The organism is Psychrobacter vallis, from assembly GCF_904846715.1.
Classification (GTDB): Bacteria; Pseudomonadota; Gammaproteobacteria; order Pseudomonadales; family Moraxellaceae; genus Psychrobacter; species Psychrobacter vallis.
This window is the reverse complement of record NZ_CAJHBU010000006.1, coordinates 90046-109364: the sequence shown is the minus strand read 5'-3', so window position 1 is coordinate 109364 and position 19319 is coordinate 90046. Positions and strand designations below refer to the sequence as shown.

The following is a 19319-nucleotide window of genomic DNA, read 5'->3' as shown; positions in this document are numbered from 1 at the left end:
GCAAAAACAAAACTAAAAGCTTTCTCCAAACTCAGTGATGATCTTTATGACGTTGCTGGGTTTTTTTTTGCCTTACACGTTGACGTTTAATCAAAAATAGCTGGGTTTCGATGTCTTTAATATTTCATGGTGCATTGTACAGGCACAGGCAGAGGTACCGAATGAGATTACCCTTCAAATTTTGACCAGTAGTTGCGGTTGTGAAAATCAGGGGGAGTGGCATGGCTTGATGCAAAATATAAAGCAGTCTCACCAAACCATAAGATGACACAAGGATGTAAGTGCTTAATGGTCGTATGTCCAATGGCGTATTGCTGATTGGGTAGTTGGGTCAAAGGCAAGCCAACACTTCGCTCATAATGATAAGATTTGTGTGCGAGCGATGCTGTGTTAGACAATGGACTTTTCACGGACATTACTGGCGGCTTGATATTATCAGTCCAATTAACAGATATCCGTGTGTGCCCGTCTGGTTGATATAAAGGCATAGGCGGTAAGGTATTAGGATGACGATAACGCTCAAACTGATAAAGCGCATAACGTCCATCTGGACTGGCGTTCATTTCGATATAAGACTCGGTATTGTCAGCAGAGACTGTATCGTCGTCATTTACCAAACGACCAGTAATAAAGCATTCGAGACAAGTCTCTTCCCATAGGTAGTCAACAAAGCCTACGTGTGCTGATTGCCATGTCGGCCAGTTGAATTGAGTTGCCAAAGACTGGGTCGGTAGGGCGACTTGATAGCTTAGCTGCAACTGCAATATTGGGTGTCGCACAATTTTTACACTGACATGGATACCGATACGCTTTAACTCATCTACAGTCACGCCAAGCTGTTGCGCATCGTTTGTGATCGTGTCTGTGGCTACGCAAAGATCAAAAGTTTGGCTCATGATTTGATAATACTCAAAAATAATGATGAGGGAATATGCGACCTGCTTTATGATTGCTTATTAAAAAACAGGTAAATTCCTGACAAATACACAATATAAAAGCCGCGAGCAAGTTGCATCGCGGCTTTTATATTTTATCTTCACAGTTTGCTTGTAATATATGCAGTTACTGTGACTAAAATTACGCTGGTCATTATGAGTTACTGCGCGTGACGTGCTAGGTTAGATAGCTTTGGGTTAGCATGTGGGTTTTGGCGTAGTAATAATGCCATGCGGCCAATAGAATGGACCAAAGACGCATTCGCAGCAGCGGCAAGCTCAGCACCGATGACATCACGTTCCTCTTTTGTGCCAGCAGGCAGTTTTACTTTGATAAGTTCATGATCTGTTAAGGCGCGATCAATCTCCTCAGTGATGGTCGGCGTAACACCTTTGTTGCCAATCATGACAATCGGTTTAAGCTCGTGACCAATGCCTCTTAGGCGTTTAATTGTAGCGTTATCAAGTTCCATAGAATTCCTAAGTGTTGGTAAAAATAAAAGACAGTGCTATTGAGAGTAATTAATGACTATTATAGATAATCTGTGGTCATCTTGCATGAGATCAGCAGGATTTTGCACGATTTTACGTGATGAAAATGTTAAAATGAATGTTTGGTCACATTATAAACGCTACTGTCTTATAAAACAGCGTTTTCACCAATAGAATTTGGTTAGTTTCAGACCATAAAACAAATTAATCGTTTGATTGATCACATATCTAAAAAATTGCACTCACATGAAAAGCATCTCATAAATGTAGTAGCGATTTAACAGGTATGTATTCGTGTTTTGCAAAGTGAGAGGAGCAGGTATTTTGGCCACGCGTATTGAAAATAAAAAATTGTCAAAAAGTAGCAGTGCTTGGATGAAAGAGCATATTGACGATCATTATGTGCAAAAGGCTCAAAAAGACGGCTACCGTGCTCGTGCAGCTTATAAGTTGTTAGAGATTAATGAAAAAACCAATCTTATCAAAAAAGGCATGACGGTCGTAGATTTGGGTAGTGCTCCCGGTAGTTGGTCGCAAGTCGCCAGCCAACTGGTGGGTGAACAAGGTATTTTGATTGCTTCCGATATCTTGCCTATGGATGCGCTTGCTGACGTGACCTTTATTCAGGGTGACTTTCGCGAAGCAGAGGTGTTTGACACCATCATGGCAGAGGTTGGTGATAGACAAGTTGATGTAGTGTTGTCTGATATGGCACCCAACACCGCAGGCAATAGTGCTATCGATCAGCCGCGTATGATGTATTTGTGTGAACTGGCAGTGGAATTTGCTTTGGCAACCTTACCAAAAGGTGGCGCGCTCATTATGAAAGTGTTTCAGGGTGAAGGTACGCAAGAATTACGCAAGCAGATGCAGCATGATTTTAGTAAAATCCGTAGTATCAAACCCAATGCGTCACGAGCACGTTCAAAAGAGATGTTTTGGGTAGCCATCAAATAGTTTCAAATTCAATGAGTTGCTGGCCTTGCAAGCGAGATATTGAGACAGCATAAAGTATACTTCTTGTAGAATTAAAACCGCTACAATCGTTAACTGAATAAAAGCGAAACTTGCTTGAATTATGCAGGTTAGCACCACATATCATGGTATATTAACTTTGTTTCAAGCATATGTTTTAGGCAAAGTCGTCTGATAATAAGCGCTTGATATGCTCATCTAGGATAAATGTTTGCGTGATTCATATCCGCAATTTATTAAATCAGCTGTAATGCGATATTTGAGTCGCGTCAGTCTGAGTTAGAAATTTTAATGTTAATATATTCATTAAAATGAGCGATAGGTTTATAGACGTCACGTGTTTAGTAAACACACCAATAAGTAAGGGATGGGAATAACTAGTGAGCGACATGGTAAAAAATACCTTATTGTGGCTGGTGGTAATCGGCGTTTTAGTGCTGGTGTTTAGCGGCTTTGATCAATCCTCTGAGCCGGATAGCCTTAACTACTCTGAGTTTGTGACCGCTGTGTCAGAAAACCAAGTAGCCAGCGTTGAAATCGATGGCGAGCAAATCACCGGCGAAAAGAAAAATGGCTCATCTTTTGAGACTATTAGACCAGCTGTGTCAGATGATGAGCTGATGCCAATGCTGCGTGAGAACCAAGTCGAAGTTCAAGGGACTGCACCAAAACGCCAAAGCGTACTGATGCAATTACTGATAGCCAGTTTCCCAATTCTATTGATTATTGGTCTGTTTTTATTCTTCATGCGTAACATGCAAGGCGGTGCTGGTGGTAAAGGCGGCGGCCCCATGAGCTTTGGTAAATCGAAAGCGAAGATGCTGACTGAAGACCAAATTCACGTCAATTTTGAAGATGTGGCTGGTTGTGAAGAAGCTAAAGAAGAGGTGGTTGAAGTGGTCGAGTTCCTACGTGATCCCGATAAATTCACCAAACTTGGTGCGACGATTCCACGTGGTATCTTGATGGTAGGCCCACCGGGTACAGGTAAAACATTGCTAGCAAGAGCCATTGCTGGTGAAGCAAAAGTACCTTTCTTCTCAATTTCAGGTTCTGATTTTGTCGAAATGTTCGTTGGTGTCGGTGCATCACGTGTCCGTGATATGTTCGAACAAGCGAAGAAAAGCGCGCCTTGTATCATTTTCATCGATGAGATTGATGCAGTCGGTCGTCATCGTGGTTCTGGCATGGGCGGTGGCAACGATGAGCGCGAGCAAACGCTTAACCAATTATTGGTTGAAATGGACGGTTTTGAAGGCAACGAAGGTGTGATTGTCATTGCTGCAACCAACCGTGCAGATGTGCTTGATAAGGCGCTATTGCGTCCGGGTCGTTTTGACCGTCAGGTACAAGTAGGCTTACCAGATATTAAAGGTCGTGAGCAAATTCTTAAAGTGCATTTGAGAAAATTGCCAAACACAATTAGTGTAGACGCAAGCTCTCTGGCTCGTGGTACGCCTGGATTCAGTGGTGCACAGCTGGCTAACCTCGTCAACGAAGCGGCATTGTTTGCAGCCCGTCGTAACAAGACTAGCGTGGATATGAACGACTTTGAAGATGCAAAAGACAAGCTATATATGGGTCCTGAGCGTAAATCTATGGTGATACGCGAAGAAGAACGTCGCGCCACTGCTTATCATGAAGCGGGTCATGCCTTAGTTGCTGAACTGCTACCGGGTACCGATCCTGTGCATAAAGTCACTATCATGCCGCGTGGTTTTGCCCTTGGTGTTACTTGGCAGCTGCCAGAACACGACCAAACCAGTATGTATAAGTCGAAAATGTTGAGTGACATTGCTATCTTGTTTGGCGGTCGTATCGCTGAAGAAGTCTTTATCAATCAAATGTCAACGGGTGCTTCAAACGATTTTGAGCGAGCAACCAAAATGGCACGTGCCATGGTGACGAAATACGGTATGTCTGATGCACTTGGCATTATGGTGTACGAAGACGATGACAGCTCACAAGGATATTTCGGTGGCGGTGGTCGTACAATCTCAGAAGCGACGCAGCAAAAAGTCGATGACGAAGTACGCCGTATGTTAGAAGAGCAGTATGATATTGCGCGTGAATTGATCGAAGGCAATCAAGAAAAAATGCATGCGATGGTTGATGCTTTGATGAAATGGGAAACCATTGATCGCGATCAATTGCAAGATATCTTGGCTGGCGAAAGTCCGCGTCCACCACGCGTTTATCAGCATAATGAAGTAAACTTGTCAAAAAATGATATTAAAACGACCAATTCAACACCGCCACCATTACCAGCGATGTAATGAGTCGTGAATCAACCATAATAAAAAGCCCTTTTGAATAAAGGGCTTTTTTGTGGGCATCATTTTATGAAGGGTTTAGGACAGAATAGAGTTTACTGGTATTATAAGTAAAACAGCAACCATCAGAATTGCTTTTATAAAATTTATCTATAGTGGATCGATTATGTCCTTATTCCAGCCTTTACCCAGCCATGAGATAGTAAGCCGAGATAAAACCTTGGATTTATCGCGACCACACATTATGGGTATTCTTAATGTCACACCAGATTCGTTTTCAGATGGCGGGCAGTTCAACGCAGTAGACAAAGCGGTTGCACATTGTCAGAAAATGATAGCAGACGGCGCGACTATTATTGATATTGGTGGTGAATCTACTCGTCCAAATGCCGACGCTGTGGCGACTAGCGATGAGATACAGCGTGTCGTACCTGTCGTTCGAGCAATCAGGCGGCATTGTGGTGACGGTATTTGTTTGTCTATTGATACCAGTAACCCTATCGTTATGCAGGCGGCATTTGAGGCGGGAGCTGACATTTGGAATGATGTGCGTGCACTAAAACGTGAGGGCGCGATAGCAGTCGCGGCTGAGCTTGATATACCTGTGATGCTCATGCATATGCGCGGTGAGCCGACGACGATGAACAATCTTTCTCAGTATGATGATGTGGTTAGTGACGTAACTACAGAGCTGATGGTACGCATTGAGGAAGTAACAAGTTTGGGTGTCAAGCGTGAAAAAATAATTATTGATCCAGGTTTTGGTTTTGCTAAAAACTATGATCATCATTGCGCGTTGTTAACGCAACTTGAGACGTTAAAAGCACTGGAATTACCAATGATGTTTGGTATTTCGCGCAAGCGTTTTTTAGGGGAAGTATTGACCAAGAGTGGCGTCACATCAATGGTGACGACACAAGCGGTAGAGCGTGATGCGATAGGCGTTGCGGCAGCAATTTTTGCAATCCAGCAGGGCGCTAGTATTATTCGAACTCATAATGTGGCCATGACGCAGCAAGCAGTGGCATTATGGAGTCAGTTATCTGCGTATAATCGTCGCTAGTGTTGTTTTATAAAACCTGATGCATGACACGGTTGTCTGGCATTATGGTCAGGTTAACATAAAAAAGAGCCAGCGAGATTGAGATGAATATAGTGAGTTCAGTATAAAAATAATACAGCTGGACTGGAATGCTTATCTTTAAACGAGAAGTCTCGCAGCCTCTATCTGTACAGGCAAAGCAAGAAAAATTTATACCAGTCCCACGTTGAAATATAATGGTTCTGTTTTATTTAGAATCGCCTATAACACCTGTTATCAAAATCTTAGTAAACGTCTTATCAAAACCCCTCTAAATGAATGAGAGTAATTTTATGTCCACCCCGATTCAACCAGAACAAACCAATGAGCAGCGCCGCATTATTTATCAAGCCCGTCGCGGGTTAAAAGAATTGGATTTTTATCTTGGTCCATATGTCAAAGAGCTATACCTAACCGCAGATCCGGCTGAGCAAGACACATTTGCGCAAATGCTGACGCATGAAGACCCTGATTTATTAGATTATTTTACCAATCAAAATCGTCCAGAAGATGATGCCATATGGACATTGGTTAATAAAATTAAAACGTGGCGTCATACCAAAGATTTGACGTAATGGTTGATGCTTCATTTGGACACAAATAATAATTGGCTAAAGTTGAGATAGACAGTTTTGAGCTGCTGATTGCCTATTAGTCTCACGTTTTCTTTGGCGCTTACCTATGACCTCAGTAACCCCCTTGCGTATTGATACGGCTATCCAGCCGGCCAGCTATTTACGTTTAATGCTGTATATCGGTTTAACCAGCGTTATAGTGGTACTTGCATGGTTTGCTTCTTTAGCCTTGTGGCAGGCTGTGCTTGTATTAATAGTCGCAGCAGCAGTTACTATCTATCTGACACTATCACGACCGATACTATTGCATTTTAGCCAGCCACCGCTTAGTCAGCGTGTCGATAGACAGTGGCAACTCCTGATTCGTACGAGTCGCGGTGATGAGCTATGGCAGGCACGATTAATCGCCGTTCATGGCTATCAGTGGGCGATGAGCTTTGAGTTCATTGTCATAGAGCCTTATAGACGGCCTCTATCAGTGACAGTCTTTCGCGATCAAGTGAGCGCTGATCAATGGAGGGGGCTGAGTATTTTGGCCAATGTTAGTGGCAGCAAAGCGGGGTGAGCCATTAGCATTTTATTACCTTCAACTTTGTTTTCCTTTTACAATCTCACGAACTCTCCATAAACTTACGAACGCCTACATGTCATAACAAAACACCTATCTTTGTGCTAAAAGAGATTTGCTATATTGCAACATAAGAATAAAGCATATAAGCCAGCACTCTTTTCATCACATGCTGATGCACTGTCAGTGTTTTACAAGGGAATCGCGGCTTATAATAATAAATAGTATGAAAAAAAGAGGAGTAAACTATGAGCTTATTAGGGAATTTAGTAAGCCAAATTGCCCGTAGTGCTATGGATCCAGAAGATGCACAGCGTAACCCAGTTAACCAGCGTGCCAACCCACGTCGTACAGGTGGCCTTGGAGACATATTGGGCAGTGTGTTAGGCGGCGGCAGTCAAGCAGGTGGCTATAACCCAAGACAATATGATCGTCAACCAGATAATGGCTTCGGTTTGGACGATGTTATAGGGGGGCTCACTGGTGGCAATCAACGCGGCGGCGCAAGCTCGGGTACTGGTGGCCTAGGAGATATCTTAGGCGGAGTATTGGGTGGTCAACGTACGAGAGGCGGCTTCGGCGGCAAAGGTATGCTAATCGCGGCACTAATGCCAATGGTGTTAAGCTGGATTAAACGTAACGGCGGTTTGAGTGGCGCGTTGTCTAAGATTACTGGCATGGGTTATGAAAACCAAGCCCGCTCTTGGATGAGTAACCAAGAAGATAATGACAATCTTGATCCAAATGAAGTCAGTCGTTTGTTTGATGAAAATGAGATTCAGCAAGTGGCTGCTCATACGGGTGCTAATGAAGTCGAAGTGCGTCAGGGTCTTTCTGAATTGCTGCCTGAAGTTATGAATCAGCTAACACCAAATGGCAATTTGGACAATGAAACAGAGGCCAATACAGAAATCGATCAAATCATGAGTCAATTATCTAGCCGACTCAATACTTTAAAATAACTTTTTATTTTAAAAAGCGTCAATATCAATCAAAAATTCGATAAAAAAGAGCATATCTGATGATGTGCTCTTTTTTATTGTGGATATCGCACAAATCCTTTAAATATATCCTAGTCTTATCTATTTTCTAAAAAGATATGTTAAAAATGGTGAACAATAACGATACGGTTATATAAATCTTATAAGATGACTATAGAACTCATCTAGGGCCATCTTATAAGGATACCTTCTCATGCCATTTAAGCCTATCCAAGCGGCAATAGCCATCTTCGTTGGTTTGATAATTTGGTTTGTTATTCCCGTTCCTACTGGTGTCACGCCTGACGCTTGGCACATGTTGGCATTATTCATTGCTACTATCGTCGCCATCATAGGTAAAGGATTACCGATTGGGGCAATTGCTATCATTGCTGTTACGCTAGTGGCGCTTACTGGTGTCACGAGTGACAGCCCAAAACAAGCCATTAGTGACGCATTATCGAGCTACTCAAGTCCACTGATTTGGCTGATTGGTATCGCAGTGATGATATCTCGTGGTTTGATCAAAACTGGCTTGGGTCGACGTATTGCTTATTATTTTATTTCTATTTTCGGTAAAAAAACCATTGGTGTTGCTTATTCTCTAACTGCCGCTGAATTGATGATAGCACCTATTACGCCTTCTAATACGGCCCGTGGTGGTGGGATTATTCACCCTATTATGAACTCCATTGCGCACAGCTTTCATTCAATCCCAGAGGACGGCACTCAAAAAAAAATGGGTCGTTATTTGGCGATGGTCAATTACCATGCCAATCCCATTACCTCTGGCATGTTTATTACAGCTACTGCTCCCAACCCTTTGGTCGTAGAATTGGTCAATAAAGCCACAGGCGGTGATATTCAACTGTCATGGACGACGTGGGCGGTGGCAATGTTTATACCTGGCATGCTGTGTTTGATCGTCATGCCCTTGGTCATTTATATGATCTATCCACCTGAGGTCAAAGTCACGCCTGATGCCAAAGGTTTTGCAAAAGACAATTTGGCAGAAATGGGTCAGATAAGCCCTCAAGAAAAAATCATGCTTGGGGTGTTTGCGCTTATGCTGCTGCTATGGGCAAATATTCCTGCACTAATCTTGGGTGAGCAGTATAGCGTTGATGCGACTACGACCGCTTTTATTGGCTTGACGACATTGATACTGACGGGTGTATTGACTTGGGACGATATTCTAAAAGAAAAATCGGCATGGGATACCATCGTTTGGTTCGGAGCGCTCATTATGATGGCGGCCTATCTTAATGAGCTTGGTTTGATTGCTTGGTTCTCAGGTAATATTGAATCTCTGATTGGTACGACTGGGGTAGGTTGGATAGGCGCGGTCACTATTTTAACCTTAGTCTATTTATATATTCATTATTTTTTCGCTAGTACTACAGCCCATATCACCGCTTTATTTGCTGCTTTTTATGCAGTAGGACTGACATTAGGCGCACCGCCGATGTTATATGCGCTAATTTTGGCCGCAGCAGGAAATATTATGATGACGCTGACCCATTATGCGACTGGTACCGCGCCAGTTATTTTTAACTCGGGCTATGTGACATTAAAAGAATGGTGGAGTATTGGGGCGATTATGAGCGTGGTCAATTTAGTCATTTGGATAGGGGCTGGTTTAATTTGGTGGAAAGTGCTTGGTTATTATTGATTAATAAGTCAAAGTAATTAATTTTAAATGTAAAGATCGTCACCTAAAAACGCTCATCTAACGTCTCTAATGTATAGTTGAGCGCGGCAAAGCAGATATCGGTATTAAACCCTCTATACTGTAAAAACCGTAGCTGGCGTGCTTTATCTTTTTGCTCAGTAGGTATGTCGTCGCCGTACTTTTTGGTACGTGCTATGACTGCCAATTTTAGCCAATCGACACCGTCGACCAGATTGTCTGAGCTGTCATCTACAAACTCGCTAAATTCATCAGACTCGGCATTCGCCATATCAATCAGCTCATCGACATTACTTGGCATAGCAATTTTTTTGCGATAAAACTCTTGCTTGATGCGCCCGCGTCCACGACCTTTGCGAATATTTTCACGAATGAGCATGAGAGTGGTACGGTAATCACTTTGATAGCCTTTTTCTGCAAACTCGTCGAGAAGGGCGTCAATCTTTTCTGGGTCTTGTTCTTTATCGATCAGTTTTTGCTTAAGCTCCGCTTTACCGTATTCACGGCGCGACAAATAGTAAAAGGCCAACCAACGCAGGCGACTTTCAGCCTTAATCGCATCGACCTCGGCCTGTCGTTGTTCGGGTGTGCGCAAATATGCTTTGAGTGCGGCTGGTAGATTGTCGGTTTGGCTATCTGATTCACGGTCATCCGTCGCTGTTAACGCAGGTATTGGCGTTGAGCTTTCTTTATATGAATCGACATCAGTAATGGAGGCGCTATCGTCTTCATCACCATGAATGTTGCTTTTTACTTCTGCCAGCATTTCTTTGATACTTTGTGCTTCAGGTGGCTGATAAGCAGGCACATCGCTAGGTTCAGCGGTAAAGTTAGCAGCTGGATGAAAGCGTTTTTTACGTTTTTTGGATTTGACAGGGTTTTTTATATTAGAAGAAAATACGGAGGTCGATGGTATCTCGACTATAGAGTCATTGGTTATGAAGTCGTCTTTATCTGAATAAGTCGGACGTTTGCTAGGTTTTCTGGTCTTTTTTGGTTCGTCTTTATATAAGGGTTTAGCGGATTTTGTTTGTTTGGCATCAGCAATACTCGCTGAGTCGGCGTCCGATTCAGCGAGTATTTCAGCTAAGGTTTTAATTTTCATTGTAAATCATGGTTATTGACAAAAGTTAATGATGATACCGTTACTGTACAGGTTCAGAGACCAGTTCTTCGTTGGTTTTTTCGCTATCTTTGGCTTTGCTCTCTTTTTTCACCCCAAGCTTTTCGTCACGAATTTTATCTTCGATCTCTTTTGCGATAGCAGGGTTTTCTTTCAAGAACAATACAGAATTGGCTTTACCTTGACCAATTTTCTCATCGCCATAGCTATACCAAGAGCCGGCCTTGCCAACCGCGCCAATCTCAACGCCCAAATCAATGACTTCAGCCAAATGGTTGGTGCCTTCACCGTAGGTAATCTCAAACTCTGCTTGGCGAAATGGTGGTGCCATTTTGTTTTTGATGACTTTGACACGGGTTTGGTTACCGATGATTTCATCACCGTTTTTGACTGCACCAATACGGCGGATGTCCATACGTACTGAAGCGTAGAACTTAAGCGCATTACCACCTGTTGTGGTCTCAGGGCTACCGAACATAACACCGATTTTCATACGAATTTGGTTAATAAAGACAACCATACAGTTAGAGCGTTTGGCGTTACCGGTGATTTTACGTAGTGCTTGGCTCATAAGACGCGCTTGTAGACCCATATGCGAATCACCCATCTCACCTTCAATCTCTGCTCGCGGGGTCAAGGCGGCTACCGAATCGATAACGATCATATCGATCGCACCTGAACGTACCAACATGTCGGTAATCTCAAGCGCTTGCTCACCATTATCAGGTTGAGAAAGCAATAGCTCATCCGTATTTACGCCCAGCTTGCGTGCATAAACAGGGTCAAGTGCATGTTCTGCATCAATAAACGCACAGGTACCGCCTTGTTTTTGACATTCGGCAATCGCCTGTAGAGTCATAGTGGTCTTACCAGAGCTCTCAGGGCCGTAAATCTCAACGATACGGCCTTTCGGTAGGCCACCAATGCCAAGGGCAATGTCGAGACCCAAAGAACCTGTTGATACCACATCAACATCCATAATAGCTGAGTCGTCGCCTAAATGCATAATGGTGTTTTTACCAAACTGCTTTTCGATTTGACCGAGTGCGGCTTTCAGGGCTTTGGCTTTATTGTCGTCCATACTGGATTCCTTGTTTGCGATAATGAATGTGGAACTATTAATTGTGATGCTATAAATAAATGCTTTTATGACTAAAATGAGTTGCTCAACCCTGCTACTGAGAGGGCAAGAGACGATTGGCGTATGGCTATTATCACTACCATAGCTGTCTTAAAGTGAGTCGGCTATACAATAAATAGAGGGTAATATCGATGGTATCATCAGTAATATTGAAAAGCTCACTTTACTATACAGCAAAATCAAACCATGATAAAAGTAAAAATAAGTTCATAAAAATTAATGGTTATAGTGGTTCTTAACGCATACTATTCTCGTTACTTTTTAATGGATTCTCTGTAGCGCTTTTGATTAGATGAGGCAATTATAACAAAATCCAAGAGCCATATAGTGGCTCGAACGATGCTAAGCGACATTGGTTGTCGCATGGTATGAAGAAGACTATTTGCCTAAACGATTGAAAGAAAATGGTAGTTTTGGACAGGAAGTGAATGCGAGTTGTCAATAGGTTTATAAGTTGTCCACAACAAATAAAAGGTTGATATTTTTCTGCTGTGAAACATATTTAAGGAGAAAATTATTTTTAGAAAATATTAAAAATAATTTCATATGGTTGAATTTTCTAATCAAAGCATTGATTTTAAAAGATTTTTAAATTGTATAAAAAATGAACGATTTTACCTTGTCCTTTATGTTACCTAGGCAAATCTCTGTCAAGTAGTGACTTATACACAGGGTTATCCACAGCTTATGGGGAGAACTCACGAAGCCCTTATTACATCGATGTTTGCGTAGATACTGCATATCGAAAGATGTGGTCATAATGCATTTTTTGCGCTGCTGCAAATATGTGTTTATCAAAAAATTCTACATTGATAACTATGTTTCACATGTTACCGTTTTATGAATTTTTAATAATAAAAATATTTAAAACTTCTAGATAAAGCGATATAGCAGGGAAATGACCAAATAGCAGCATGCAACACAGTAAGTGGTCAGTTGGCAAGCACAAAAAAGCGGCCAAATGATTTAGCCGCTGTGTCAAAAACTATCGAGATTTAACTGTCAGAGCTAGTCTTTAATATAGATTAAATCCCATACACCATGTCCACGCTCGAGACCACGACGCTCAAATTTGGTCATTGGACGAAAGTCAGGACGGTCAGTAAAGTTACCCGCGCCAGCTTGATTGGTTAACCCTGCAAAGCCATCTAATACTTCAACCATCCAAAAAGCATAATGCTCCCAATCCGTTGCGGTATGAAACCAGCCGCCTTGTTTTAAGCTACGAGTCACGATGGTCATCCGCTCAGGGCTGACGAAACGGCGCTTATAGTGACGTTTTTTCTGCCACGGGTCAGGGAAATAAAGTTGAATACGATCGATGTGGTTTTCCGGTAACTGTTTAAGCAGTTGAATGGCGTCACCGTTGATAATTTTGACATTGGTTAGGTTTTGCGTACCTGCCATGTAAGCACATTTACCAATACCTGGCTCATGCACTTCGATACCCACAAAATTACGCGTCGGCTCGGCGGCTGCCATCTCAATAAATGAGTCACCCAGTCCAAAACCAATTTCTAAAGTCAGTGGGGCATCTGCGCCATTGGGGCTGTCAGTGAAGAGCGAGCGTAAATTGTCGATACCCTCTAGATTGCCATCACCGAAGCTATTATTGACTAGGTACTCAGCAAACTCTGGATCTGTCAGTGCCAGTTCAGCATTTTTGTTCATGTGCGTACGCCGTTTCATGAACGTATTGACGATGCGTAGGTGTTTGTCAGCGACAGGCTCTATTTCATGGCTGGTGCTGGTATCAATGTCGATAGATTCGTCGGTCTGATTGTCGTTGGTGTGAGTAAGGGGTTGCTCATCAGTAATAGTACTGTTGGCATTGTCATTGATATCAGAATGTTGACTCATAAGATTAATAAGGCTTAATTAAGTGGGTGAGGTTCGCTCATTATAAGTCAAATCTATACAAGTGTGAATGTTCAATCCTATTTTAGTGGTTTTCCTGCTGGGCTGGCTGTGCCTACGCCGGCAAAGGCGACAAAAAGTTTATCCCAGCCTCGCTGACGCTTTTTTATATTGACCTGACTATATTGTTTTCCTATGCGATACAGGGGATTTGGCGTTATGATGTAATCAGAATTGATAGAGTGTTTTTCTAACAACCAAGTGAGCGTACTGCCATGCTATTCATTGAGACGGACTCGCCACCACCGTTTTATCAAGAACAACTGACTCCTGCCAAACGCAAACAGCTGGATGAATGGTTTGTCGGTCATCGTAGCCAGCGCTATTATCTGAAACGCTTTGAGAAATTTGATCAGCAAGGCTATCTGTCGCCAAACTGGCATTGGGCCGCTTTTTTTATCACCTTTCCGTGGCTGATATATCGTAAGCGCTACATGGATGCGATTGTATATAGTGTGGCAGGGTGGTCATTTATTCAGTTAAATGTGGCTATCGTGTTGGTTGTATTTGAATTTTTAGCGATGTCTTATGTGCCTGATGCGTATCAGATGGCCACGCGGATAGGTATTGCCGCACTTATTTGGTTGTTTTGGTCATTTATGGTGGCACGCTGGACAGACGCTTATTATTATCGGATGGCACGGCGGGAAATTGCGGACGTTATCAATGACTATCCGCAAGATGAAAATGAGCAAAAGGCACACTTGCGTCGAGAGGGCGGGGTGAGCTTGTTTGGTTTGGCACTAGGGTTTGGTTTTTTTGCTTTTGCTCTCATGGTGATTAAGGTACAGTTTTTACCCATCATTGCCAAGCCAAAAGCCAATGAAGTGTTGTTTGATGCTTATGATATTGCCAAAACAACCCAAAATCGTGTCGCATTAATTTATCAGCAAACTGGTCAATGTCCGACCAACTTATCGTTTAATACTCAAACTGAGCAGGTGCGTATTGAGATTGACAATAAGGCTGCTGGAGTCGCAGAGACGGACTGTGCTGTCATTGCTACCATTCAGAACGTCAAGTTCCCCATTCGCTACCTAAACGATCAGACACTGGTTTTTTATCATTTAGGTAATAACAATTGGTCATGTACGAGTTCACTGAATGAAAAGCTCGCACCAGAGAGCTGTAATGAAGATTAGCCACTACGGTGAATTTTTAGGATCAGTGCTAACATTGTCTTTATCATCAACGGGTGTCGCATGGCTTTTTAGGGCATCATAAAAATCGCTCAAATCCATTTTGCGGGATTTACCGATATCCTCATCAAACAAACTCTCAAGCTCTGCCATCGCCGATTGCGCTGATTCAATCATACTGGCCTCGTCGTCATAGATAGCTTGTTGACGTTCAATCAAATCATCATCATAGTCACGGAACGTTTGTACGGTTTCGCGTGCCTTTTCTGGTGAAATACCGAGCAGTTGTAGCGATTCACGCGACATGTCCAACGACGATAAATACGTCTCACGCCAAATATGGCGTACGCCAACCTCACGTAGACGGTAATAATGTTGACGGTCACGAGCACGTGCTAATATGATCATTTCTGGATAATTCTTACGTAAATATTGAGCCGTCGTGATAGAGCGCTCTAAATCATCAATGGCAAGAATAAAGAGTTTGGCCTTACTGATGCCAGCGGCACGTAATATCTCGGGGTTCTTTGGATCGCCATAATAAACTTGGTTACCAAATTTACGAACGAAATCGACACGATTGGCAGAACGCTCAATGGCGGTAAATTCGATATTATGCATACGTAGCACGCGCCCGATAATCTGGCCGACGCGCCCAAAACCGGCAATAATCACCTGATGCTCGTGGTCTGGAATGGCATCGTACTCGCGGCTTGGTTTGCTTTTGGCAAATAAAGGTTCACCCACTTTTTCTAACAATAAAAACGCCAGTGGGGTGAGCGCCATAGAGATGGTTACGATAAGGTTGAGAGTATTTGCCAGCTCAGGGCGTAGAACATTCTGAGCGGTCGCAACACTGAACAGTACAAAAGCGAACTCACCACCTTGGGCTAACGTGACGCCCAGCCTGATACTGGTTGGCCAGCGATTGCCCAATATTTTTGCAATCGCTGCAATAACGCCAAACTTAATAAACATCAAGGCCAGCGCACAGCCAATAATAAAGACAGGCTCTGACAAAATGAGTTTGACGTCAGTGAGCATACCAACCGACATAAAGAATAGACCCAGTAACAATCCTTTGAAAGGCTCGATACTGGCTTCTAATTCATGGCGGTATTCAGAATCCGCAAGCAAGACGCCGGTCAAAAATGCGCCTAATGCCATTGATAAACCAATTTGCCCCATCAAGATGGACACACCCATGACGATAAATAAGGCAACTGCTGTCAGTAGTTCTGAGGCGCCACTTGAGGCCACAAATTTAAAAAATGGTCGAATAATATAGCGGCTGGCAAAAATAAGTCCGGCAAAAACGGCAAAAACTTTGCCAAAATAGATCAAGTCATAGGTTTGTTCACGCACGCCTGACAAGAAGGGAATGACGGCGAGTAAAGGAATGACAGCAATATCTTGAAACAGTAATATCGTGAAAGCTTCACGCCCATGAGTGCTCGAGAGCTGCTGCTTTTCAGTCATTATTTGTAGGACAAAAGCTGTGGAGGAGAGCGCAAGGCCAAAGCCTACGATAAAAGCAGTATCCAGTTGTAAGCCAAAAAACTGATGCAAAATTCCCATCAATAGCGTGCCAGTCAAACCGACTTGCAGACCACCCAGCACAAATATCGAACGGCGTAGCGCCCACAATCTCGAAGGCTGCAGCTCAAGCCCAATGATGAACAGCAGCATGACTACGCCAAACTCAGAAAAATGCAATAAGCTCTCAGCATCGCCCGCGACATCTAAAGCACTTGGGCCCAGTATCAGCCCTGTGATGAGGTAGCCCAATACGGTCGCAATACCAAAACGCTTGCCAAGGGGTACAAAGAGCAACGCTGCACCCAAGAAAATCGTAGCTTGTAACATTAAATTTGGTGAGCCGGCGGCGGCAGCGAACATCTTGTATCCTTAAAGGTGGCAATAAAATGAGCAATATAAAGCGACTATGACAAAAACGATTATGGCAAAAATAATATAGCGTCGACGTCAGTTATTTTTTGCGGTAAATTTTCCAGATGCCATTGTCTGCCAGTGGGTTGCTATAGGCATCATTACGGCGTTTGCGCGGCGTCTGCCGACTGTCTACGATTTTAAAGTCAGGCAGTGCATGAACAATGAGGCCAGTGCGATAAAAGCGTACCCGCTCAGGTTCCAACATCTCGCCTTTATTGTCACGGCAAAATACATAAGCCCGCAAATCGATAAACTCACGATGTGCCACCAAACGCGCTTCCTCATCACTATCAAACACGGCTGACATACGGGCAATTTCATCAGCTGTATAATCACCACACTTGTCAGTGAGCGCGCCTACTGAGCCAAAGCTTTTGGATTCCTTGGCTCGAGTTTTAGTCAGATGCAAGCGTTGCACATGATAAATAAACTGCGGTATCTCAAGGCTGGCAGGTAGTGGTAGATAGTCGGGTGGCAGATCAGCAGCGGGGTAAAAGTCCATTGCGCGCGCCAGAAAAGGTTGCCAGCGCTGTTGATACGCTTGTACCTCGGCTAAGTTGCCTTCATAAATAGGCATGTCGCGAATTTGACGCAAAACATCAGGTGGAAACTGCGTATCTCGAAAGCTGGCAATGTCCTCTTGCAGCGTCGATAGCAAAACCTTGGCGTGTTTTTTGCCATCTTTTGATGTGGGGTCTTCAATATGATCTGGGGCGACAAAGGGCGCTGAGCGTTTAGACATAATGGACAGTCATCAATTGGTAAATAAAAAATACTCATTAGTATGGAGCTTAAAGTCAAACGACGTTCGGATGGGTCACTTGTTATCATCAACCAGTTGTTATTATAACCACATAAACGCTTTTAAATTTCGTTTTTTGAAGGCTTAAGGCGATGATGAAAATGATAAATATCGTGCCAGCTCTAATATAGTTGATTCTAAATAAAACAAATCCATTATATTCGAGCGTTGAACAGGTATAAATTTTTCTGGCTTGCTGTGCCTGCGCAGTCTCGATGCTACGAAACTTCTCGTTTAAAGATAAGCATACCAGCCCCGCTGACTGGTTTTTATACTGAACTCACTATACTTTCTGTTAGCCCGTAGGCGTTTGATAATTCGATAAAAAGTTTGATTGATTTCTCAGTGGTTATGACCAATGTGGCCGTTATTATTGATTGGCTGCGTTGAAATATTACAAATCAAGGCATCACTATGTGTTTCGTGTTGTGGGTGTGATGCGCATTCAACTTGAATGGTGGCGTGATGGATGCCAAGGTCTGATAGACGGTGTTCAAGCTCAGAGATTAGGTTGCTCGATTCATGAATGCTCATGTCGCCATCGACAACGACGTGGCAAGAGAGCGCATTTAAGCCACTCGTAATGCTCCAGACATGCAGGTCATGGACGGCATTTACTTGCGGGTGAGCGAGTAGCTTTTGCTCAACATTGGGTAACGATATATTAGCAGGTGTGCCTTCCATTAAAATGTGTACCGAATCGCGGACGACGCGGTAACCACTCACTAATATAAGCATGGCCACAATCACTGAGGCTGCCGCATCCGCCCATACCCAACCAAATCCCATCATCAATAATGCAGCAATGATAGCAGCAACTGAACCTAGCAAATCGCTCAATACATGCAAGTAAGCACTTTGCATATTGAGATTAATTGGTTCTTTATTATCCGATGGCTTAGTAACAGATGATTTGGCGGAATTTGACCCATGATTGTGTCCATGTTCATCGTTACTATGGCTGCCTCGATGCATGAGCCAAGCGACCAAAATATTGACCAACATGCCGACAACGGCAATGATCAGCATCCCTTGGGTCGCAATTTCGGAGGGTGAATTGAAGCGTTTGATTGCTTCATAAAAAATCATCAGGGCGATGATAATCAAAGTGGCACCATTCACGCCAGCAACCAAAATCTCAAAGCGCTTATAGCCAAATGTTTTTTGATGAGTGGCGGCTTTTTCGCCAATTTTAAAGGCCATTAAGGTGGCGCCAAGTGCTATCGCGTCGCTTAGCATGTGACCGGCATCTGATAATAGCGCCAAGCTGCCTGTGAGCCACCCACCAATGGCTTCGATAAACATGTAGCTGGTAATAATGACAAAACTAATGAGCAATGTCCGCTGATAGCCTTTGGTATCTTGTGAAGACGTTGTCTGCTCTAAATGGCTGCCGTAATCCTGAGTATTCGACTCATTGTGCGTATAGGTATGATTTTCATCGTTTTGATGCGTGTCAGTAGTGTCTTGCCGCGCAGGAGCATTTTGTTTAGGTTGTGAACTTTTTGGAGTCATAACAATACTCGCGTTCGTGGACAATGAATGGAGCAATCCACATTTACTCTATAAAAAGTGACAGTAAACTTTCTACAAAAAAGTCAAATAGCTGTTATAAATGTAACATAGTCGAGTCTTAGCAGCTGTAACAGCGAAGTAAAAACAATGCATACAGACG

The 19319-nt window shown here is 43.1% G+C and carries 16 protein-coding genes; 8 read left to right on the top strand and 8 right to left on the bottom strand.

What is annotated here, in order from left to right; genetic code table 11:
- Positions 1-167 precede the first annotated feature (167 nt).
- Together JMY02_RS05720 and JMY02_RS05715 are read right to left on the bottom strand one after the other, a co-directional pair.
- Positions 168-896: a DOMON domain-containing protein gene (locus JMY02_RS05720; RefSeq protein WP_201596141.1), complete on the bottom strand. Its 729-nt coding sequence runs from the start codon at positions 894-896 to the stop codon at positions 168-170.
- 200 nt (positions 897-1096) lie between these two features.
- Positions 1097-1408: a YhbY family RNA-binding protein gene (locus tag JMY02_RS05715; RefSeq protein ID WP_021813109.1), complete on the bottom strand. Its 312-nt coding sequence runs from the start codon at positions 1406-1408 to the stop codon at positions 1097-1099.
- Positions 1409-1751: 343 nt separating this feature from the next.
- On the opposite strand from JMY02_RS05715, the gene JMY02_RS05710 reads away from it, so the two are divergent.
- From JMY02_RS05710 to JMY02_RS05680, 7 genes are all read left to right on the top strand, one after another.
- Positions 1752-2384, top strand: a complete 633-nt coding sequence (locus tag JMY02_RS05710) for an RlmE family RNA methyltransferase (protein WP_201596139.1) — start codon at positions 1752-1754, stop codon at positions 2382-2384.
- Between the two features lie 398 nt (positions 2385-2782).
- A complete protein-coding gene (gene ftsH / locus JMY02_RS05705; protein ID WP_040641647.1) occupies positions 2783-4678 on the top strand; it encodes an ATP-dependent zinc metalloprotease FtsH in 1896 nt (631 codons plus the stop codon).
- A 163-nt stretch (positions 4679-4841) separates the two neighbouring features.
- The gene (gene folP / locus JMY02_RS05700) at positions 4842-5738 is read left to right on the top strand and encodes a dihydropteroate synthase (RefSeq protein ID WP_201596137.1); all 897 of its coding nucleotides are present in this window, start codon (positions 4842-4844) and stop codon (positions 5736-5738) included.
- Positions 5739-6049: 311 nt separating this feature from the next.
- Positions 6050-6331, top strand: coding sequence for an FAD assembly factor SdhE (locus JMY02_RS05695; RefSeq protein WP_201596135.1), 282 nt, complete (start codon positions 6050-6052; stop codon positions 6329-6331).
- A 106-nt stretch (positions 6332-6437) separates the two neighbouring features.
- Positions 6438-6896, top strand: a complete 459-nt coding sequence (locus JMY02_RS05690) for a hypothetical protein (protein WP_201596133.1) — start codon at positions 6438-6440, stop codon at positions 6894-6896.
- A 251-nt stretch (positions 6897-7147) separates the two neighbouring features.
- Positions 7148-7861 carry a YidB family protein gene (locus JMY02_RS05685; RefSeq protein WP_201596131.1) on the top strand — a complete coding sequence of 238 codons (714 nt, stop codon included), beginning with the start codon at positions 7148-7150 and terminating at the stop codon, positions 7859-7861.
- 232 nt (positions 7862-8093) lie between these two features.
- The gene (locus JMY02_RS05680) at positions 8094-9551 is read left to right on the top strand and encodes an anion permease (RefSeq protein ID WP_201596129.1); all 1458 of its coding nucleotides are present in this window, start codon (positions 8094-8096) and stop codon (positions 9549-9551) included.
- Positions 9552-9594: 43 nt separating this feature from the next.
- Here the strand turns inward: JMY02_RS05680 and JMY02_RS05675 are convergent, their stop codons facing one another.
- The 3 genes from JMY02_RS05675 to trmB form a co-directional block, all read right to left on the bottom strand.
- Positions 9595-10674 carry a regulatory protein RecX gene (locus JMY02_RS05675; protein ID WP_201596127.1) on the bottom strand — a complete coding sequence of 360 codons (1080 nt, stop codon included), beginning with the start codon at positions 10672-10674 and terminating at the stop codon, positions 9595-9597.
- Between the two features lie 40 nt (positions 10675-10714).
- The gene (gene recA, locus JMY02_RS05670) at positions 10715-11773 is read right to left on the bottom strand and encodes a recombinase RecA (protein WP_201596125.1); all 1059 of its coding nucleotides are present in this window, start codon (positions 11771-11773) and stop codon (positions 10715-10717) included.
- A 1068-nt stretch (positions 11774-12841) separates the two neighbouring features.
- Positions 12842-13693 (bottom strand): tRNA (guanosine(46)-N7)-methyltransferase TrmB, encoded by an 852-nt coding sequence (trmB, locus tag JMY02_RS05665; RefSeq protein ID WP_201596123.1) that lies wholly within the window; start codon positions 13691-13693, stop codon positions 12842-12844.
- A 272-nt stretch (positions 13694-13965) separates the two neighbouring features.
- Between trmB and JMY02_RS05660 the strand changes: the two genes are divergently transcribed.
- Positions 13966-14892 (top strand): DUF2628 domain-containing protein, encoded by a 927-nt coding sequence (locus tag JMY02_RS05660; protein ID WP_201596121.1) that lies wholly within the window; start codon positions 13966-13968, stop codon positions 14890-14892.
- A gap of 3 nt (positions 14893-14895) precedes the next feature.
- On the opposite strand, the gene JMY02_RS05655 is transcribed toward JMY02_RS05660, so the two are convergent.
- The 3 genes from JMY02_RS05655 to JMY02_RS05645 all read right to left on the bottom strand — a co-directional run bounded on the left by JMY02_RS05655 (position 14896) and on the right by JMY02_RS05645 (position 19159).
- Positions 14896-16788: a monovalent cation:proton antiporter-2 (CPA2) family protein gene (locus JMY02_RS05655; protein ID WP_201596119.1), complete on the bottom strand. Its 1893-nt coding sequence runs from the start codon at positions 16786-16788 to the stop codon at positions 14896-14898.
- A gap of 91 nt (positions 16789-16879) precedes the next feature.
- Positions 16880-17584, bottom strand: a complete 705-nt coding sequence (locus tag JMY02_RS05650; RefSeq protein ID WP_201596117.1) for a hypothetical protein — start codon at positions 17582-17584, stop codon at positions 16880-16882.
- 402 nt (positions 17585-17986) lie between these two features.
- Positions 17987-19159 carry a cation diffusion facilitator family transporter gene (locus JMY02_RS05645; protein ID WP_201596115.1) on the bottom strand — a complete coding sequence of 391 codons (1173 nt, stop codon included), beginning with the start codon at positions 19157-19159 and terminating at the stop codon, positions 17987-17989.
- Between the last annotated feature and the right edge of the window lie 160 nt (positions 19160-19319).